Consider the following 18994-nt stretch of genomic DNA (forward strand, 5'->3'; position numbering starts at 1 on the left):
CTGTGAGAACATTACGATTGAATGATACGGAATATGCGTTTTGCGATGAATTGGGGATGGAGACAGTGGATGTCAGAGAGTTGAAGCTGCAGGGCTGTATGGGATGTGGAGCCTGTGAACGTCGCATACATCATGGTGGTGAATGTGCAGTTGCGGATGATATGCAGATGCTGTATCCCAAAATCGCGCAATGTGAAAAGCTGGTCTTCATATGCCGGCAGAGCTTTGGGTGCTGCAGTCCGAAGTGCAAGCGCATTTTGGATCGTATGGCGGTGCTTGGCTATCCGGAATATACCGTAAAAAACAGGGAGCTGACCAAGAAGGGATGGAAAATACCGCTGCGTGAAATCGAATTTCTTCTTTACGGAGAGGCGACGCCACAGGAGCTGGCATTGTTTGAGGAATGGCTGGAGGAGATCCATGGTATTACCGGGGGTACGCTCATGCGTGTACAGTATATTGGTGAGGAGGCAGCACTATGTCCATACTGATTTTGAATCTGAGTCCGCGCAGGCTTGGAACCAGTGCCCTGTTGGGAAGACTTATGCAGGAACAGCTCGGTGAGCAGACGCAGCTGTGGAGCTGTCTGGATATCGAGGCTGCATGGGACAGCTTTCTGGAAGCTGCAGGGCTGGCAGATACATGGATTTTTATCACTCCCTGTTATGTGAACGCTATCCCGGGGGATGCAGTAGAGGTACTGGCTAAGCTGCATCAGGCAGAGCTGTCGAGAAACAAATATGTATATGCAATCGCACAGGGTGGAATGCCATACACTCATACGCATCACTGCTGTATCGGCAATATCGAGCTGTTTGCAAAGGCGATGCAGCTGCGCTGGATGGGCGGCTTGGTTATCGGGGGAGGGGCAATCATTGACGGTGTTACATTGAAGCGTCTTCCCAATGCGGTACCGGTGGAGCATTGCCTGCAGAAGCTGATTGCCTGTATACAGCATAAAACGAAAGTTGACAGCTTGCTTTCAAAGCAGGCGGAAATGAAAATCCCAGGCTTTGTAGCCCGTCTGATGTGTTTGAAAATGAATCATACGATTCACAAGCAGCAAAAGAAAATCAAAGCAGACCGCCATATCTGCTTTTATGCAAAGGAGGAGAAGCATGCGCGTAAAGGATGAGGAACAGATAGCATCACGCAGGGCGCTTATCATGCGTGCAGCCAGAGAAATCATGGAAACGCAGGGAATGGAGGCTTTAAGCATTCGTAAAATAGCGGCGATGATACAGCAGACACCCGGTATTATTTATCATTATTTTTCCGGGAAGGAGGAGCTGATGCTTGCGGTCGTACAGGAGGGATATCAACATATCCTGTGCATCATACAGCAGACCATGGCATCTGAAAAATCTCCCGCTGCCCAACTGCGAGCCACGTTGTTTGGTTATGTTAGAGGGATGCTGGAGGATCCGCTGCTTTATCAGGTCGTCATGCAGAGCAAGCTTCCTTCCGTACAAAAGCAGACTGCAATTTTGCAGGAAAATCTGCGCCAGCATCGAAAAAGTATTGCTATGCTGTGCACCTGTCTGGAGGAAGGCATAGCATGCGGAGAGTTCAGTGTGGAGCAGGTAGAGCTTCGCGCACAAGGCATCTGGTGCTGTGTATACGGTCTTTTGGAGCGTATCCTCATAGAACAGCCGGTGCCTGCATACCGGGATAAGGTCATTGAGGAAGTGCTGGATTTGATCATGGCATCTCTGCGACCGCATGAAACAGCATAGGAAGCAGAGCAGTCAGAAACGCAGGCATATGACAGAGACAGTATCACGATCTATGAGGCAGCCTGCAGAAAGCAGGGGAATGGAGAACAAATGAAAACACTGATTATTTATAAAAGTAAGCATGGCACCGGGAAAGAGGTGGCAGCGTATCTGCAGCAAAAGCTTTGCGCAGATTTACAGGAAGCAGACCCTGCACTGTCGTGGGAAGGCTATGAGCGCATTGTATGTGTTGGAAGCATTTATGCCGGCAGGCTGGCAAAGCAGCTGCTTGCCTGCATTCGTGCAAATACGAAGGAGCTGGCAGGGAAAAGCGTCGGTATGCTGCTGTGCGGTATGAGCGATGCTGCACCGGAAAAAATCATCACAGAAAATCTGGGAGAAGCATGTTATCGGCAGCTTGCCTTTTCTGTGAATATCGGCGGCAGACTGGACTTTCAGAAGCTGGGCTTTCTGGAAAGAAAAATCATCCGCATGGTGAATAAGCAGGAACATCTGTATGAGGATAAAGACGCTGTACTTGTAGACCGCCTGCGCTGGGATACGATTGACAGTGTCATTGCAGGGCAGACTCATGAAGCGTAAGCTCATCAAGGCTCTGGTGGTACTGATTCTTCTTGGCGCGGGAGGGATTGCTTATCAGTTCTATCAGACGAAGCAGCAAAGTGATGCGCTCGCATTTGAAGCCGTGGATATGAACCGTCTGCAGGATGGCAGCTATGAGGGAGAATGTCAGACTGGTCTGGTGCAGGTACGGCTGCGGCTGCGGATTCAGAATGCTGCCATACAGAGAATTGAACTGCTTCAGCACGATAACGGTATGGGGAAAGATGCTGAGCGTATTCTTGAAGATATTCAAAAGCAAAACAGTACGGTTGTCGATGATGTTTCCTCTGCCACCATATCCAGCAGAGCAATTCGCATGGCGGCACAGAATGCACTGAAAAAGGCGGCTCTGCCGCAGTAAAGCAGCCTTCCGCATTCCACCAGTGAATGGGGAACGCAAAGTCCGATTGGGATGAGCCAGTGCGGCTAACTGCTTAAACAGCGATATACGGATACATCCGAAAACGACGGGATGTATCCTTTTTATGTGCAGGGAAGAAAAATCTTGCGCCTGATCCATTACGGCACATGAGGATTGCTTTTTGCAGCCTGCGCAAGATGTTGTGAAAAGCGCAGCGGATATACGCAGTAAAAAGGGAGCGTCAGCTGAACATCGCATGCGTCGTGAACAAAATGGTCGCGCGTGGTTTGAATATGACACATCCGGAAAATGAGCGATAATTTTACTTTTTCAAAGGGGCGAAATATGCTATCATATAAGGAGCGGAAAAGAGGGATTCAATGGAACTGAAACTGATTGATTTAGTGAGAAAAATGGAACAGAACAATCCGGATCTGGAGTATTTTGAACAGGGTACCTTTACCATGAAGCCGGTATATATGAAGAAGTCCAATGTTATCAAAATGGAAATCTCTCTGCCGAAGCCACTGCCGTTTCAGGTATGGGATGTTTTCTGTATGCGTTTAACAAAGCTGACACGCTGCAGTGTGGATTTGCATATCACAGCTGAAAAGGCCGAAGCGGAGCTGCTGGAGGTATCCAGCTATATCGAACGCTTTGTCTCCCGGCATATGCAGCTGAAAATATTTCATGAATCACTGCCGACCATCAATGAACAGAAATATCTTGTCTATCAGATTCTGGATGAGCAGGAACGCGACCGGGCGATCCAGAATAAGCATTTGCTGCAGGAATTTCTGGAGCGCTGCGGCTTTCAGCTGGAAATTCATGTTGAGGAAATGAAAAAATCCGCACCGATTCCGACGGTCACGGTGAAAAGTGAGGCGGCAGCGAAGCCGGTGAAGGTGTATGAGGAAAAGAAAAGCTATAATTTTAAGCCGAAGGGGAAAAAGGGGCTGGACCAGTATGTGCCGTTTTCCATTCATGATATAACGGAAGAATGCCACGGTATCCGTATCCATGGTAAGATCTTTGAAACGGAAACACGAACGCTGCGCAATGGACGTGATATCCAGATGCTGTGGATCGGGGATGACGACGATGCCATCATCATGAAGCGGTTTGAACGCGGTGCCGTCACAAAGGAAGTACTGGCGGAAATAAAGAACGGAGACTGTGTCGTAGCCTATGGTAAGGCGGAATACGATGCCTATACCCGGGAGCTTGTCTTTATGCCTGACGTGATTGAAAAGGTTGCGGAAGTAAAGCGTGTGGATGAAGCAGAGGAAAAACGTGTGGAGCTGCATGTGCATACCAAGCTTTCGGAAATGGACGGTGTCTGCAATATTGAAGAATACATCGATCAGGCGAATGCGTGGGGAATGGATGCCATCGCCATTACTGATCATCTTGTCGTACAGGCCTTTCCAAAGGCACAGCATAAGGTGGAGGCGATCAATAAGGGCAGAGAAACACCGTTTAAAATGATTTACGGTCTGGAAATGAATATGGTGGATCCTGCACTGCAGATTGTTCGTAATATTCAGGACATTGAACTGGAAAAGGGGACCTATTGCGTATTTGACCTTGAAACAACCGGTCTATCCAGCCGTTTTGATCACATTATCGAATTCGGCGGGCAGATCGTTAAGGATCGTGCCTGTATAAAGAGTCTGCAGCTGTTTATCAAGCCGCCGGTGGCGCTGAGTGCCTTTACCACGGAGCTGACCGGTATTACGGAAGAGCATATGAAGAATGCGAAATCCTTTGCGGACAGCATAGATGAGATTCTCGACTTTATCGGGGACAGTATCCTGGTGGCACATAATGCGACCTTTGACTATAACTTTCTAAACGATGAGCTGGCAAGAATCGGACGTCCCCCAATCATGAATCCTGTGATTGATACACTGGATCTTGCCAGAAGCATGCAGGCGGACCGTAAGGGCTATCGGCTGGGGCAGATTGCCCGTTCCTATGGCATTCGATACGATGAGGATGTTGCTCACCGTGCCGATTATGATGCGGAGGTTCTTGCGCAGACCTATATGAATATGCTGAACGATTTGAAGCATATCAAAAACCTGCAGGAGCTTCAGGATATGCAGACAGCAGAGAGCTTTCGCAAGGTGCGTGTCAAGCATGTGACGATACTGGCGAAAAATATGGCGGGACTGAAGGAGCTGTTTGAGCTGGTGACGCTTTCCCATACCAGCTATCTTGCCTACAGCAGTAAAAGTACAAACAATATCGTAGCGGAGCCTAGAATTTTGCGAAGCGAAATTGAAAAGCGGCGTATCAACGGCAATCTGCTCATTGGCTCCAGCTGTCTGAACGGCGAAGTGTTTGACATGGCACAGACCCGCAATGAACAGACACTGGAGGAGGTTATGCAGTTTTATGATTACATAGAGCTGCAGCCGCTGGAAAACTACCGCCACCTTGTGGAACGTGATTCCATTTCCAGTATGGAGCGGTTAAAGGAAATTCTGACATCCATTGTGAATGCAGCCGATAAGCTGGATAAGCTTCTGGTTGCCAGCGGAGACTGTCATTATGTACAGCCCGGTGAGAAAATGATTCGTGATATTTATATTTCCTCACAGGCGATTGGCGGTGTCCGTCATCCTCTCTATATCTACAATCAGGAAAAGCGTCGGAAATTCAAGGCGCCGGACCAGCACTTCCGTACAACGAAGGAGATGCTGAAGGAATTCGCATGGCTGGGAGAACAGCGCGCCTATGATATGGTTATTAAAAACACCAAACGGATTGCCGATATGATCGGGGAAGTGAAGCCTGTCAAGGATCGTCTGTATCCGCCGGATATCGAGGGCTCTGATCAGAAGCTTACGGATATCTGTTATGAAAATGCTCATAAAAAATACGGACCGGTGCTTCCCGAAATCGTGGAAAAGCGCCTGGAAAAGGAGCTTGCAAGTATCATCGGACACGGCTTCTACGTTGTTTACTATATTTCCCATCTGCTGGTTAAAAAGAGTCTGAATGACGGGTACCTGGTAGGCTCTCGTGGATCGGTCGGCTCCAGCTTTGTTGCGACGATGTCGGAAATAACCGAGGTTAACCCGCTTGCACCGCATTATGTATGTCCGAAGTGTCATTATGTGAAATTTTATACGGACGGAAGCGTGGCAGATGGCTTTGATCTGCCGGATATCATCTGTCCAAACTGTGGAGAAACCATACGAGGGGACGGACACGATATTCCGTTTGAAACCTTCCTTGGCTTTGAAGGGGATAAGGTTCCCGATATCGATTTGAACTTCTCCGGTGATTATCAGCCCAATGCCCACGCCTATACAAAAGAGGTGTTCGGGGATGATCATGTGTACCGTGCAGGAACGATCGGTACCGTTGCGACGCAGACAGCGTTTGGTTATGTGAAGGGATATGAGGAGGAAATGGGCATTGAAGGCAGTATGCGAAATGCACAGGTCCTGCATCTGGCGAAGGGCTGTGAGGGAGTGAAGCGTACGACCGGGCAGCATCCGGGTGGTATTATCGTCATTCCGCTGGATTTGGATGTTCATGATTTTACACCGGTACAATACCCTGCCAACAACCCGTATGCGGAGTGGAAGACCACCCACTTTGAATTCCACGATATCCATGACAATGTTTTGAAATTTGATATTCTGGGACATGTCGATCCGACCGCAATGAAGATGCTGGAGCGGATGAGCGGGATTGATCCGACGACGATTCCGATGAATGATCCGGAAACGATGAGTGTTTTCTCCAAGGTGGATGCCCTGAAGATTGATACGAGTAAATCCTGTGAGGAAACCGGAGCAGCCGGATTACCGGAGTTTGGAACGCCGTTTGTGCGCGGTATACTGGAGCTGACGCGCCCGACCACCTTTGATGAGCTTTTGAAAATATCCGGTCTGAGCCATGGTACTGATGTCTGGCTGGGAAATGCGAAGGATCTGATCGACAACGGAACGTGTACGCTGAAGAGTGTCATCGGATGTCGAGATGATATCATGGTCTATCTGCTGCACAAGGGACTGCGGCCGAAGCTTGCCTTTACCATCATGGAGAGTGTGCGTAAGGGGAAGGGCTTGAAGGATGAATGGATTCCGGAAATGAAGGCCAACGGTGTGGAGGACTGGTATATTGATTCCTGTCTGAAAATCAAGTATATGTTCCCGAAGGCACATGCGACAGCCTATGTTATGATGGCGATTCGTATCGCATGGTTCAAGGTGCATCGTCCGCAGGTGTATTACTGCATGTTCTTCTCGATTCGCTGTGATGCCTATGATATTGAAACAATGATTAAGGGAGAACAGGCAATACGGCGCCGGATGCAGGAAATCAGCGATATGCTGAAAAATAATGAAACGAAAAAGGATGTTTCCAAAAAGGATAAGGATACCTTCAATACACTGGAGCTTGCTCTAGAAATGAACCTGCGGGGCTATTACTTTACCAATATTGATATCATGCGCTCAGCATCCCGTGAGTTTATCGTCGATCCGGAGAATGCGAACTACATCATTCCGCCGTTTACCAGCATCGACGGACTTGGTGAGAACGTTGCGGATACGGTTGTGGAGGCACGAAAGCAGGGAGCCTTCCTTTCCAAGGAGGATTTACAGCGGCGTACGGCATTGAGCGGAACACTGGTGAAGAAGATGGAGAGTATGGGAGTTCTGGAGGGAATGCAGGATGAAAATCAGATGTCTCTGTTTTCCTTTTAAGCGTTAAGGAATCCATCGACTCGCAAAACAACACTTCCGTGTTGTAGGATGAACAGGCATATGCCTGTTTTTCTTCGCCCTTACAAAAGAGCATTTACTCGTAAATTGCACCTGTACAGGCTGAACGGTGTGACTGCTGACAGCTTCGGCCGTATAAGAATCGAGTGGCAACGGGAAGTAATTTGTAAAAGGGAGATACGAATGCTATAATTTTAGAGAAAGAAGGATGAGATTTGTGAAAGAGAGAAAACATGGAAGTACGCTTCATATTCTGCATAGTGCAGGAAATTTTAAATATGTATTGATTGGGGAAGGGCTTGCGGCCGGTCTTTGTGCCGGTCTGATTGCCGTGCTGTATCGCATCATTCTGGGCTACGCGGAGGATTTTGTTGCGGCTGCGGTTGCATTTATCCGCACCGACTGGACGCATATTGTGTTGTGGTTTGCTTTTCTGCTCATACTGGGATTTCTGGTTGCGCAGCTCTTGAAGGCGGAGCCGTTGATCTCCGGTAGCGGAATTCCGCAGGTGGAAGGAGAAATCATGTCCTTTATCGACCAGCAGTGGACGCGTGTGCTGCCTGCGAAGGTGATTGGCGGAACGCTGTGTGCCTTCGGCGGTCTGTCTCTGGGAAGGGAAGGCCCCAGCATACAGCTGGGAGCGATGGCAGGAAAAGCGATTGCAAAGCTGTTTCACCGCGTAAAGATGGAAGAGCGTCTGCTTTTGACCTGCGGGGCTGCGGCAGGACTGGCTGCAGCATTTAACGCACCCCTTGCCGGTGTGATGTTTGCACTGGAGGAGATTCATAAAAATTTCAGCGTGTCGGTATTGATTTCCGTCATGTGTGCGAGTGTGAGCGGAGATTTTCTATCCCGCAATGTGTTCGGTCTGGCTCCGGCATTTCATTTTGAAGTCCTGAACACCTTTCCGCTTGGCTATTACTGGATGCTGATTCTGCTGGGAATCGTCTGCGGCTTGTTTGGAGTACTGTACAATAAATCCACGATGAGGGTGCAGGCACTGTTTGCAAAAAGCGGTCTGCGGCATTACGGTGTGATGGTGGCAATGCTGCTGTCCGGTGTGCTTGCCCTGTGTCTGAGCGATGTGCTTGGCAGCGGACATGCGATGATCGAAATGCTCAGTGAGAATCCTGTCATGATGCTTCGCACACTGTTTCTTTTGCTGGCAGTGAAATTTGCGTTCTCCCTTATCAGCTTCGGCTCCGGAGCCCCGGGCGGTATTTTCTTCCCGCTGCTTGTCCTTGGCAGCTTTACCGGGGCAATTTTCGGGAATATCGCCGTACAGGTGTTCGGCTTCTCTGCCGGCTATATGAATAATATAATCATTATGGCGATGGCAGGGGCATTTGCCGCTATCGTTCGCGCACCGATCACCGGAATCATTCTGATAGCAGAGATGAGTGGTACCTTGACGAATCTTCTGCCACTGGCGGTGGTATCGCTGATCAGCTATCTGTGCGCCAGTCTGTTGAACTGTGAGCCGATTTATGAAAGCCTGCTGCACAATCTCCTTGTGAAAAACGGTGTGAATCTTTCTGCCTTCCATGGAGAGCGCCATCTGGTGGAAGCCGTTGTAGAGCTGGGAAGTCCGGTCTGTGATCAGGCAATATGCGATGTGAAGTGGCCGAATAAGTGCCTGCTGATCAGCATTGAGCGGCAGGGGAAGGAGCTTCTGCCGAAAGGAAGTACTGTGCTGCATACCGGGGATAAGCTAATCGCCTTACTGGATGATGAGGATGCCCCCTATATTCAGCATCAGCTGGAAAAATGCTGTAGCTCAAAGCTGGAATAAAGAAGCGTATGGAAGCAGAAGGAATACGGTATACAGCTGGTTCATGAGACAGATGAACAGGAGAACTCCTAAGAAAATCATACAGCTTGTTCCTGTATGCAAGAGAATTATGAAAGTAGCGCAATCTGGAAGCAGGGGAAAGACATATGCTTGTGAAGGAAGAAAATGGAGGCGTTTATGAAGCTGGTTTATAAAAATCTTACCATCTGCAGCAAAGCGGAAGGAAGTATTCCTGTATGTGATACAACCTGTGTACCTCAGCTGCAGGAAAATCTAATGAACAGCACTTTGCAGCTGTATCTGCTGCTGGATACCATTTATGCCGGCTATATGCAGGTGACGCTTCAGTCTGCACGCACGGTGACGATCGCAATGCGGCTGGCGAATATCGGAAAGGATTTTGCACTGCTGCATCGACAGTATGTGTATATGCTGCTGTTCTACGTCCTGTATCGCTGGGATATCAAGCAGGTGATGATGGAGGTGGATGCAAAGGAGCAGCAGCTGCAGGAAAATCTTGTTCAGCTGGGCTTTCAAAGAATCGAATATGAGCAGGAACATCCTGCCATAGCAAAGACCCCTCTTCTGTACCGATTACAGAAGTCTGATTTCAATCGTACAGATAATCAGGATGCAACGGAACTGCAGAAGCTTTCTCTGGAACAGCTCTGGGAACTGTTTCCGATTGTCATACGACCGTATAATGAGCAATATACAGCATGGTATGATGCGCAGCGTCTTCACCTTCAGGAGCTGCTGAAAGCCTCCATTGTAAGGATGTCCCATATCGGAAGTACAGCGGTGAAAGGACTGGAAGCAAAGCCCTGTGTGGATATTCTGCTGGAAACGGATACCCGCCATCCGCAGAAGCTGATCGAAACGCTTACACGGGACGGCTGGATACTGATGTCGAGAAAACAGGAGGAGCAGGGGGATATCCTATGCTTCAATAAAGGCTACACGGCCCTTGGATTTACGGAGAAGGTATATCATCTGCATGTACGCTATCCTGCAGCATGGGGAGAGCTTTATTTCTGTGAGTATCTGCGTACCCATGATGCGGTGTGTCGCAAATATGCAGCCTTGAAAAAAGAACTGGCACAGACCTATCGCAGAGATCGGGATGGATATACACAGGCAAAAACAGAATGTATTGAGGAAATTACAAAACTGGCCCGTGCAGAGCTTTCTGATAAATTCATCATCAAGTGAGGAAATCGCAGAGAACGCAGCTTTTGATGCATTTCTTCCATATACGTCACATAACTGGAAAATTAAGGAAAATCCGTCGAACCCGGCAGGATAAAATCCTTAATTTTTTTAATTCTTTATGTACAAAACCATAGCCAGAGGGTATAATGGTGGTATAAAGTAGCAGAAAGTGGTAGATAGTGGAGGTGAAGGGCATGTTCATGGGTGAATACGCACATAATATTGATAAAAAAGGGCGTATCATCATTCCTGCAAAGTTTCGTGAGGAGCTGGGAGATCATGTCATCATCACACGCGGGCTGGACGGCTGTCTGGCTGTTTACACAAAAGAGCAGTGGGAGACCATCTATGAGCAGCTGATGAAGCTGCCTTCAACGAAGAAGGATGCCCGTATGTTTGTCCGAATGATGACAAGCAAGGCCGCTGAATGTGAAATTGATGCACAGGGTCGTGTACTGATTCCCTCTCCCCTTGTGAAGCTGGCAGAGCTTGTGAAGGAATGCATGGTGATCGGTGCTGCCAATCACGTGGAAATCTGGTCCAGAGAACGCTGGGAGCCGGTGGATGAGGAAGCAAACGACGCCTTTGAAGACATAGCCGAGAGCTTAACGGAGTTTATGATATGATGAAACACTACAGCGTATTACTGCAGGAGAGCATTGACAATCTGGCAATTCATAGCGATGGAATCTACGTGGACGGTACGCTGGGACGAGGCGGTCACAGCGCGGAAATACTCGCACGGATACCGCAGGGGCATTTATATGCCTTTGACCGTGATGCCTCTGCTATCGAGGAATCCAGGGAACGGCTTGCGCAGATTGGCAATAATGTAACCCTGATACATAGTAATTTTTCAAATCTGAAGCGTGAATTAACAGCACGCGGCGTTACCGGCATCGATGGTATGGTTCTGGATCTGGGCGTATCTTCACCGCAGTTTGATGAAGCACAGCGCGGTTTCAGCTACCGCTTTGATGCACCGCTGGATATGCGGATGGATCAGAGCCAGAAGCTCAGTGCCTATCAGGTGGTGAACGAGTGGGAGTACCAGGAGCTTGTACGCATCTTTTTTCAGTTTGGTGAGGAAAGCTTTGCGAAGCAGATTGCCAGAAAAATTGAAAAAGCAAGAGAAGTAAAACCGATTGAAACAACCTTTGCGTTGGTGGATGTCATTAAATCCGCACTGCCTGCGAAGGTGCTGAATAAGAAGGGACACCCGGCAAAAAAGGTGTTTCAGGCAATTCGTATTGCCGTGAATGATGAGCTGGGTGAGCTGCAGCTGGTGCTGCGGGATGCACTGGAGCTTCTCCATGTCGGAGGAAGGTTGTGTGTCATCAGCTTTCAGTCGCTGGAGGATCGGATCGTAAAGGATACCTTTTCCTCCTGCAGCAAGCCGAAGCAATATGATAAGCGCATTCCAATCCTGCCGCAGGATATGGAAGCTGCACCGTATCGGCTTCTCAATAAAAAGCCGATAACCGCTACGGAAGAGGAGCTGAGGGAAAATATGCGCTCTCATTCCGCAAAGCTAAGATGTATAGAAAGGATCAGGTGATGAACATGGCGAAGGCGAAAATAGTGAAAAGAAAAAGAAGACTGCGTATAGAAGGACTTGCGACACTGCTTTTAACACTGTCGATTTTCGGATACTTCGGTGCCAAGTTTGCACTGAAATCCTATAACATAACGCTTCAGCTGAAGGCACAGGAAAGCGAGCAGAAGGCAAACACATTAAAAGAGGACGTGGCAAATCTGGAGGCGGATATCACAAAGCTGGAGGATCGCGACCGCGTACTTGGAATGGCTGAAAAAGAGGGGATCAAAACGAATCAGGACAACGTTGTTGTTGTAGATAAAGATGAAAAGAAATAACAAAGGCGTGATGATATGAACCCGAAAAGAAGTAATCGAACATTAATATATATGCTGTTGATGATAGGGATCATTGGGGTAGTTATTTTATCCAATGTCCTTTTTACTATGGTGACACAGAAGCATCTGCGTACCGGTACCAATGTAAAGGAATACAAGGATCCCGACATTTCCAGCAGCAATGTCCTGAAGGCAAAGCGCGGTACGATTTATGATCGGAACGGCGAGGTAATTGCGCAGGATGAGGATACCTACAAGCTGATTGCATACCTGAACAAGAATCGTAAGGGAATCGGCAACAAGCCTGCCTATGTACAGGATATCACCAAGACGGCCAGACTGCTTGCCCCGAAGCTGGGCATGGACGAGAAGGATATTGTTGATACGCTGACAAGGGCACAAAAAAACAATCAGTATCAGACAGAGCTCGGGGATAAGGGGAAAAATCTTACCAAGGAGGTAAAGGAGAGCATCGAGGCGCTGGAGCTGCCGGGTATTTCCTTTGAAGAATCGGTAAAACGGTATTATCCATCCAGCGTATTTGCTTCTCATCTGATCGGCTATGCGCAGTTTGATGAAGAAAAGAATACAATGGTTGGCAAAATGGGGCTGGAGTCTGCGTTAAATAAATATCTAAGCGGTAAGGACGGTCTGGAGGTGTATCAGCAGGATGCAGACGGAAACCTGTTGCCGGGTACCAAATATACGAAGACCTATGCGACGGATGGGAACAATGTCGTTTTAACACTGGATCGCAATGTCCAGCAGACCCTGCAGAATTCACTGGATAAGAGTGTGAAAAAAACAGCAGGCGGAGTCCGTGGCTGGGGCATTGTCATGGAGGTGGAAACAGGGAAAATCCTCGGTTGGGCATCCTCTCCTTCCTTTGATTTGAATAAACGGGATATGAAGGATTACATAGACCTTCCATCAGACTATCTGTATGAACCGGGGTCTGTTATGAAGGGGATAACGTATTCTGCGGCCATCGACAGCGGGAAGTATCCGTATAATGAGACCTTTGATTCCGGAGCCTTCCATTTCGTGGAGGACTCCAAGGGGAAAATCTATCGAACAAGTAATTCGGATTTAACTATATATGATGCATTGGGTAAGAATCACGGCACGGTTACCTTTGATAAGGGCTTTGTATTGTCCAGCAACATTGGAATCTGTGAGCTTTTGACAAAGTATATGGATCCCTCAATCTATAAGGAATATCTTGATAAATTTGGTTTTTTGAAGCCGGTGAATTCGCCATTCTTAAATAATAGAGGCGGTACGATTTTCTTTAATTATGCATCGGAGAAGCTCTCCACCGGCTTTGGACAGGCAATCAGTGTTAATGCCCTGCAGATGGTACAGGCGTATTCCGCAATCTTCAATGATGGGAAAATGGTGGAGCCGTTTGTTGTCGACCGTATTGAAAATGCGAATGGCAAGATTGTAAAGCAGTATGACACAACGATAGCAGGTCAGCCGATTTCAGAGAAAACAAGCAAGTATATGCAAAAGCTGATGAAACGGGTCGTATATGATAAGGATGGTACGGCAGCTCCCTATAAAATGAATGATGTGGAAATCATTGCCAAGACAGGAACCGGCGAGGTTGCGGGGAAAAACGGCTATGACGGCAGCCTGTACACCAACTCTGTCATGATGGCGGCACCGGCGGATGATCCGAAGGTCATGGTGTATTATGCATTTCAGGCAAGTGATATTCTCAGCTATGACAGAGAGCCGATGAAGGAAGTCATGCGCTCTGCTCTGGTAGCGGCAAACATCACCAGTGACGGGGAATCGAATAATGGACAGAAAACATATAAGGATTTTAAGCAGTCCGATATGCCTTCTTTATTGAATCATTCTCTTGACTATGCGAAGGAAAAGCTGGAGGGAACCGCAACCAGTCAGGTCATCATCGGAAACGGCTCCAGTGTTATCAAGCAGTATCCGAAGGTGGGAGAAACCATTATATCCAATCAGAATGTCTTTATTCTGACAGATGGCTCCAAAATCACCATGCCGGATATGAAAGGCTGGACAAAGAAGGATATCACCGCATTCTGGGAGCTGACGCATATCGAGGTTGAAATGAGCGGTACCGGCAGGGTGACCTCACAGAATATCAAAACGGGAAAATCAATCAATAAGGATACCGTTATTAAAGTTAAGATGGAATAGTGGAAGTGGCACCTGTTAAGGGGCCATTTCCTGTAAAGGGGGAGTGTAGATGAAGAGAAGCAACCGAACACTGGTAATGATGATGATGGCTATGGGATGCATTACGCTGTTAATTTTATCCAATGTTTTATATACCATGACCTCCGCCAGACATTTTCGTACCGGAATGAATGTTAAAGAATATAAGGATGGCGATATCGTAAAAACCGAGGTTTTAAAGGCCAAAAGGGGAAGCATTCTGGACCGCAGCGGAGAAATTCTTGCAAAGGATGAGGATACATATACAATCATTGCTGTTCTAAGCAAGACCAGAAAGGATATCGGTAATCGACCCGCTTATGTGCAGGACATTGATAAAACAGCAAGGCTGCTTGCACCCAAGCTCGGTCTGGAGGAGGCCTTTCTTCGTAAAAAGCTGCAGGATGCCAGAGATTCGAATATGTATCAGACCGAATTCGGAGAAAAGGGGAAATATCTTTCCAACAGTGTCAAGGAAAGTATAGCAGCCTTAAAGCTGCCGGGCATAGAATTTCAGAGCAGTGTGAAAAGAACCTATCCCAACAGTGTCTTTGCCTCGCATCTGCTTGGCTTTGCACAATATGATGAAGCAAAAAAGAAAATCACCGGACAAATCGGTCTGGAAGCAGCGCTGTATGAGGAGCTGAGTGGTACCAATGGCAGTAAGGAATATCAGAAGGATGCGGATGGCAACCCACTGCCGGGTACAGAATATACAAAGGCCTATGCGAAGGATGGCGATAATGTCGTATTGACACTGGATCGCAATGTGCAGCTGACCCTGCAGAGCTCACTGGATAAAAGCGTAAAGAAGACAAGCGGCGGTGTTCGCGGCTGGGGAATTGTCATGGAGGTAAAAACCGGTAAGATTTTGGGCTGGGCTTCCTCACCGTCCTTTAATCTGAACAGCCGGGATGATATTAAGGATTATGTGGATCTTCCTTCTGATTTTTTATATGAGCCGGGGTCTGTCATGAAGGGCATCACCTACGCAGCGGCGGTAGACAGCGGACATTATCCCTATAACAAAACCTTTGACAGTGATGTGTATCATTTTGTGGAGGACAGCAAGGGAAACATCCATCGTACGAATAATGCGAATGATCAGGCAATCTATGATGCCGAGCAATACAAGCACGGGACGATCAGCTTTGACAAGGGCTTTGTGTTATCGAGCAACATCGGTATCTGTGAGCTACTGGCAAGCTATATGGAGCCATCGATCTATAAGGAATATCTTGAAAAATTCGGCTTTCTGAAATCGGTGAATACCCCTTATCTCAGCAATAAGCCCGGAGAAATGCAGTTTACCTATGCATTGGAAAAGCTTTCCACCGGCTTTGGACAGGCAATCAATGTCAATGCTTTACAGATGGCACAGGCGTTTTCTGCTATTTTCAATGACGGCACCATGATGCGGCCCTATGTGGTGGATCGCATCGAGCGTTCAAACGGAACCGTCGTGAAGCAATATGAACCAAAGGTAGTGGGGAAGCCGATTTCAGAAAAAACAAGCGCCTATATACAAAAGCTGATGAAGCGGGTTGTGGATGATAAGGATGGAACGGCAAGAATGTACCGGATGGAGGATGTGGATATCATAGCGAAGACCGGTACCGGACAGGTATATGGCAAGCAAGGCTATGATCGCAGTCTGTATACGAATTCCATTATGATGGCAGCTCCTGCAAAGAATCCCAAGGTGATGGTCTACTATGCATTTCAGGCGAGTGATTATCTGAACTATGACAGAGAACCTGCGAAAGAGGTCATGCGCTCAGCGTTGGTCGCAGCCAACATCACTGCCGATAAAGCGTCCCTGAATGAAGAGAAAGCATATAAGGGTTTCAGAGAAACGCAAATGCCCGTACTGAGAAATCATTCACTTTCCTATGCATTGGATAAGCTGAAGGACACGCATACGGAGCAGATCATCATCGGGGATGGCAGTGAGGTTATGGAACAGTTTCCACAGCCAAAGGAAACCATCATTTCCAACCAGAGAGTATTCCTTCTCAGTAATGGCAGCCGCTTAACGATGCCGGATATGACAGGCTGGACGAAAAAGGACATTACCGCATTCTGGAAGCTGACACATATTGCTGTGGAAATGGATGGAACCGGAATGGTTGCTTCGCAGAATATAAAAGCAGGAAAGGCGATCAATAAGGATACTGTGATTCAGGTGAAAATGAAATAATGCGATTGCCAAAGAGCGGATAGCGGCGGATACAGGATGAAAGCAGGGAATACACAAGGCCTCCCGATAAAGCAGGGAAAATGTAATATGGAATAAGACTTTACAATCCTATAAAATGATTATGATAGCAGGAGTGCGTACTTGGGACAGCGAGTCATGAAACTTGGATGAATAAGAGGATGATACAAAGCGAATGCTTGTCATCTTCTTTTTTATACATTCCCGATGATGCTTTACAGCCTGATAGGAAATTCACCTTTTCTTTGTTTTAACTGTTATACGTACTTTAGAAGGCGGATAGAAGCTGATAGTTCTTCTTTTTTTATCAGCTGCACGTGCAAAAATATGACGACGAGATACTGGTGGAATTGCTCGCTGAAGGGATGTGAAGCTCCTGAAAATACGACCTTACACAGCATGGCAGCACTGCGGTATTTACCGGCTACATGACAAAACTGATAGATACCTGATCGTGTTCTTCAGGTATAATAAAGAAAAGAAAATACGCTAAAGAAGAGAAAGAAGGAATCGTATGAAAATTCTGATAGCCGAGGATGATGAGGTATTGGCAAGAGAAATACAAATGGCCTGCACACGCTGGGGCTTTACCGTGGATACCGTGCAGGATTTCCAGCAAATCGCAGAAACGCTAGCACAGCTAAAGCCGGACCTTCTGTTGCTGGATATCAATCTCCCATACTATGACGGCTTTTACTGGTGTGAAACCATCCGCAGATGTTCCATGCTTCCGATTTTGTTCATATCCAGCAGGGATCAGGATCAGGATAAAATTATGGCGATGATGAGCGGTGGCGATGATTATCTGCAAAAGCCCTTCTCTTTACCCCTGCTGATGGCGAAGCTGCAGGCGCTTTTGCGAAGGAGCTATGAATATGTCGGACATACCGTAATTGTACTGCATGAATCTCTTTGCTACGATCTTGACAAAGGAGTGCTGCAGTATGGTTCACAGGAGATTGTGCTGACCAGGACAGAGCATAAGATTTTGCAGATTCTTGCTCGAAACCGTGGCAGTATCGTAAGTCGTGAGGAGCTGATGATGCAGATTTGGAGTACGGATGAATTTATATCGGATGGCTCCTTGACTACCGGCATTTCACGCTTAAAGGCAAAGCTGCGGTTGTACAGTGATGAGGATTTGATACAGACACGCAAGAAACAGGGGTATCTGCTGATATGAAGGGCTGGCTGAAGGACAGGCGTTTATGCATTTGTATCCTGTTAGCGTTGCTGATCATTTACCATCTGTATTTTCTCTGGCTTTCCTCTGTAAAAATGGAGCTGTCCGAACTGCTTTATGCGGATTTCATGCTGCTCGTGGTGATTGGAGTGTGTACGGTGTCCGATTGGTATCGATGGTTAAAAAAGACAGAAGGTTGGCAAAACGCGATGCAGACAGCCTCCTATGTACTGAGTGAGGAGCTGGATGATACCGGAGAACTGCAAACGGTGCTTGCACATAATGAGCAGGAATACCTCAGGGAACAAAAGGAGCATTATATGCAGCAGCAGGAGCTGCAGGACTACATATCCCGCTGGTCGCATGAAATAAAGCTGCCGCTGGCTGCCCTGCGAATGATGAATGAGCGAAATACCGATGCCGCCTTGCAGAAGGATATGCAAAAGCAGCTGGAGAAAATGGAGCGTCAGCTGCATATGATGCTGTGCACCGCCAAAGCCTGGATGCCGGCAGGGGATCGCAGCATTATGAAAATAGAATTGAAAAAAGCCATTCAAAGCGCTGTGAAAAATGCTTCCTATTTTCTGATTCACGAGGGCTTTGAAATTCAAATCGAGGATTCTGTGGATATCCTTGTCCTCAGTGATGAACAATGGCTTGTCTATATGCTGGATCAGCTGATATCCAATGCTGTCAAATACCACAAAGAGCACCCCGTGCTTACCTTTTTCTGTGAAGTAAGGGAATATGCTGTTCTGCACGTTCGAGATAATGGCATTGGAATTCGTCAGGAGGAGCTTTCAGCGGTGTTTGAACGGGGGTATACGGGAAGAAATCAACGCAATGGTGCCTATCGTTCGACGGGGATGGGTCTGTATTTTGTGCGCAAGATTGCAGACCTTTTGGGACATACGGTTACCATCACCTCTCGTGAACAGGACTATACGGATATACAGATTACCTTTTCCCATGACGGCGATTTTTTTCATCTGACAGATTTGTAAGGTTATGTATAAAAACTGTCATCCTGTGGTAAGGATTTTACTATCACGGGCATGGTATGCTTA

15 protein-coding genes are annotated in these 18994 nt (G+C 47.4%); all 15 read left to right on the forward strand.

The window, feature by feature from the left end; all coding sequences use genetic code 11:
- The first annotated feature begins 2 nt into the window (after positions 1-2).
- A complete protein-coding gene (locus KSZ58_RS19900) occupies positions 3-491 on the forward strand; it encodes a flavodoxin family protein (RefSeq protein ID WP_002609990.1) in 489 nt (162 codons plus the stop codon).
- Complete coding sequence (locus tag KSZ58_RS19905) at positions 479-1135, forward strand: hypothetical protein (RefSeq protein WP_008817689.1); 657 nt, start codon at positions 479-481, stop codon at positions 1133-1135. Before KSZ58_RS19900 ends, KSZ58_RS19905 begins: the two co-directional genes overlap by 13 nt.
- Complete coding sequence (locus KSZ58_RS19910) at positions 1119-1736, forward strand: TetR/AcrR family transcriptional regulator (RefSeq protein ID WP_008817688.1); 618 nt, start codon at positions 1119-1121, stop codon at positions 1734-1736. The genes KSZ58_RS19905 and KSZ58_RS19910 overlap by 17 nt, the downstream gene beginning before the upstream one ends.
- Positions 1737-1826: 90 nt before the next feature.
- Complete coding sequence (locus tag KSZ58_RS19915) at positions 1827-2318, forward strand: flavodoxin domain-containing protein (protein WP_009270703.1); 492 nt, start codon at positions 1827-1829, stop codon at positions 2316-2318.
- Complete coding sequence (locus KSZ58_RS19920) at positions 2308-2700, forward strand: FMN-binding protein (RefSeq protein WP_009270702.1); 393 nt, start codon at positions 2308-2310, stop codon at positions 2698-2700. The genes KSZ58_RS19915 and KSZ58_RS19920 overlap by 11 nt, the downstream gene beginning before the upstream one ends.
- 380 nt (positions 2701-3080) lie before the next feature.
- Positions 3081-7427 (forward strand): PolC-type DNA polymerase III, encoded by a 4347-nt coding sequence (locus KSZ58_RS19925; RefSeq protein ID WP_008817685.1) that lies wholly within the window; start codon positions 3081-3083, stop codon positions 7425-7427.
- 226 nt (positions 7428-7653) lie between these two features.
- A complete protein-coding gene (locus KSZ58_RS19930; RefSeq protein ID WP_217752884.1) occupies positions 7654-9237 on the forward strand; it encodes a ClC family H(+)/Cl(-) exchange transporter in 1584 nt (527 codons plus the stop codon).
- A 177-nt stretch (positions 9238-9414) separates the two neighbouring features.
- Positions 9415-10449 (forward strand): GrpB family protein, encoded by a 1035-nt coding sequence (locus KSZ58_RS19935; RefSeq protein WP_008817683.1) that lies wholly within the window; start codon positions 9415-9417, stop codon positions 10447-10449.
- Between the two features lie 194 nt (positions 10450-10643).
- Positions 10644-11075 (forward strand): division/cell wall cluster transcriptional repressor MraZ, encoded by a 432-nt coding sequence (mraZ, locus tag KSZ58_RS19940; RefSeq protein ID WP_008817682.1) that lies wholly within the window; start codon positions 10644-10646, stop codon positions 11073-11075.
- Positions 11072-12007, forward strand: a complete 936-nt coding sequence (gene rsmH / locus KSZ58_RS19945) for a 16S rRNA (cytosine(1402)-N(4))-methyltransferase RsmH (RefSeq protein ID WP_021419956.1) — start codon at positions 11072-11074, stop codon at positions 12005-12007. The genes mraZ and rsmH overlap by 4 nt, the downstream gene beginning before the upstream one ends.
- Positions 12007-12324 (forward strand): hypothetical protein, encoded by a 318-nt coding sequence (locus KSZ58_RS19950; protein WP_002610005.1) that lies wholly within the window; start codon positions 12007-12009, stop codon positions 12322-12324. Before rsmH ends, KSZ58_RS19950 begins: the two co-directional genes overlap by 1 nt.
- A 15-nt stretch (positions 12325-12339) precedes the next feature.
- Positions 12340-14508 (forward strand): penicillin-binding protein, encoded by a 2169-nt coding sequence (locus KSZ58_RS19955; protein ID WP_142419913.1) that lies wholly within the window; start codon positions 12340-12342, stop codon positions 14506-14508.
- 49 nt (positions 14509-14557) lie between these two features.
- On the forward strand, positions 14558-16726 hold the full coding sequence (locus KSZ58_RS19960; RefSeq protein ID WP_217752885.1) for a penicillin-binding protein: 2169 nt from the start codon (positions 14558-14560) through the stop codon (positions 16724-16726).
- 532 nt (positions 16727-17258) lie between these two features.
- Positions 17259-17927: a response regulator transcription factor gene (locus KSZ58_RS19965; RefSeq protein ID WP_009588208.1), complete on the forward strand. Its 669-nt coding sequence runs from the start codon at positions 17259-17261 to the stop codon at positions 17925-17927.
- Positions 17924-18931, forward strand: coding sequence for a sensor histidine kinase (locus tag KSZ58_RS19970; RefSeq protein WP_008817676.1), 1008 nt, complete (start codon positions 17924-17926; stop codon positions 18929-18931). The genes KSZ58_RS19965 and KSZ58_RS19970 overlap by 4 nt, the downstream gene beginning before the upstream one ends.
- Positions 18932-18994: the final 63 nt, after the last annotated feature.

Source organism: Erysipelatoclostridium sp. DFI.2.3 (assembly GCF_019132535.1).
Classification (GTDB): domain Bacteria; phylum Bacillota_I; class Bacilli_A; order Erysipelotrichales; family Erysipelotrichaceae; genus Clostridium_AQ; species Clostridium_AQ innocuum.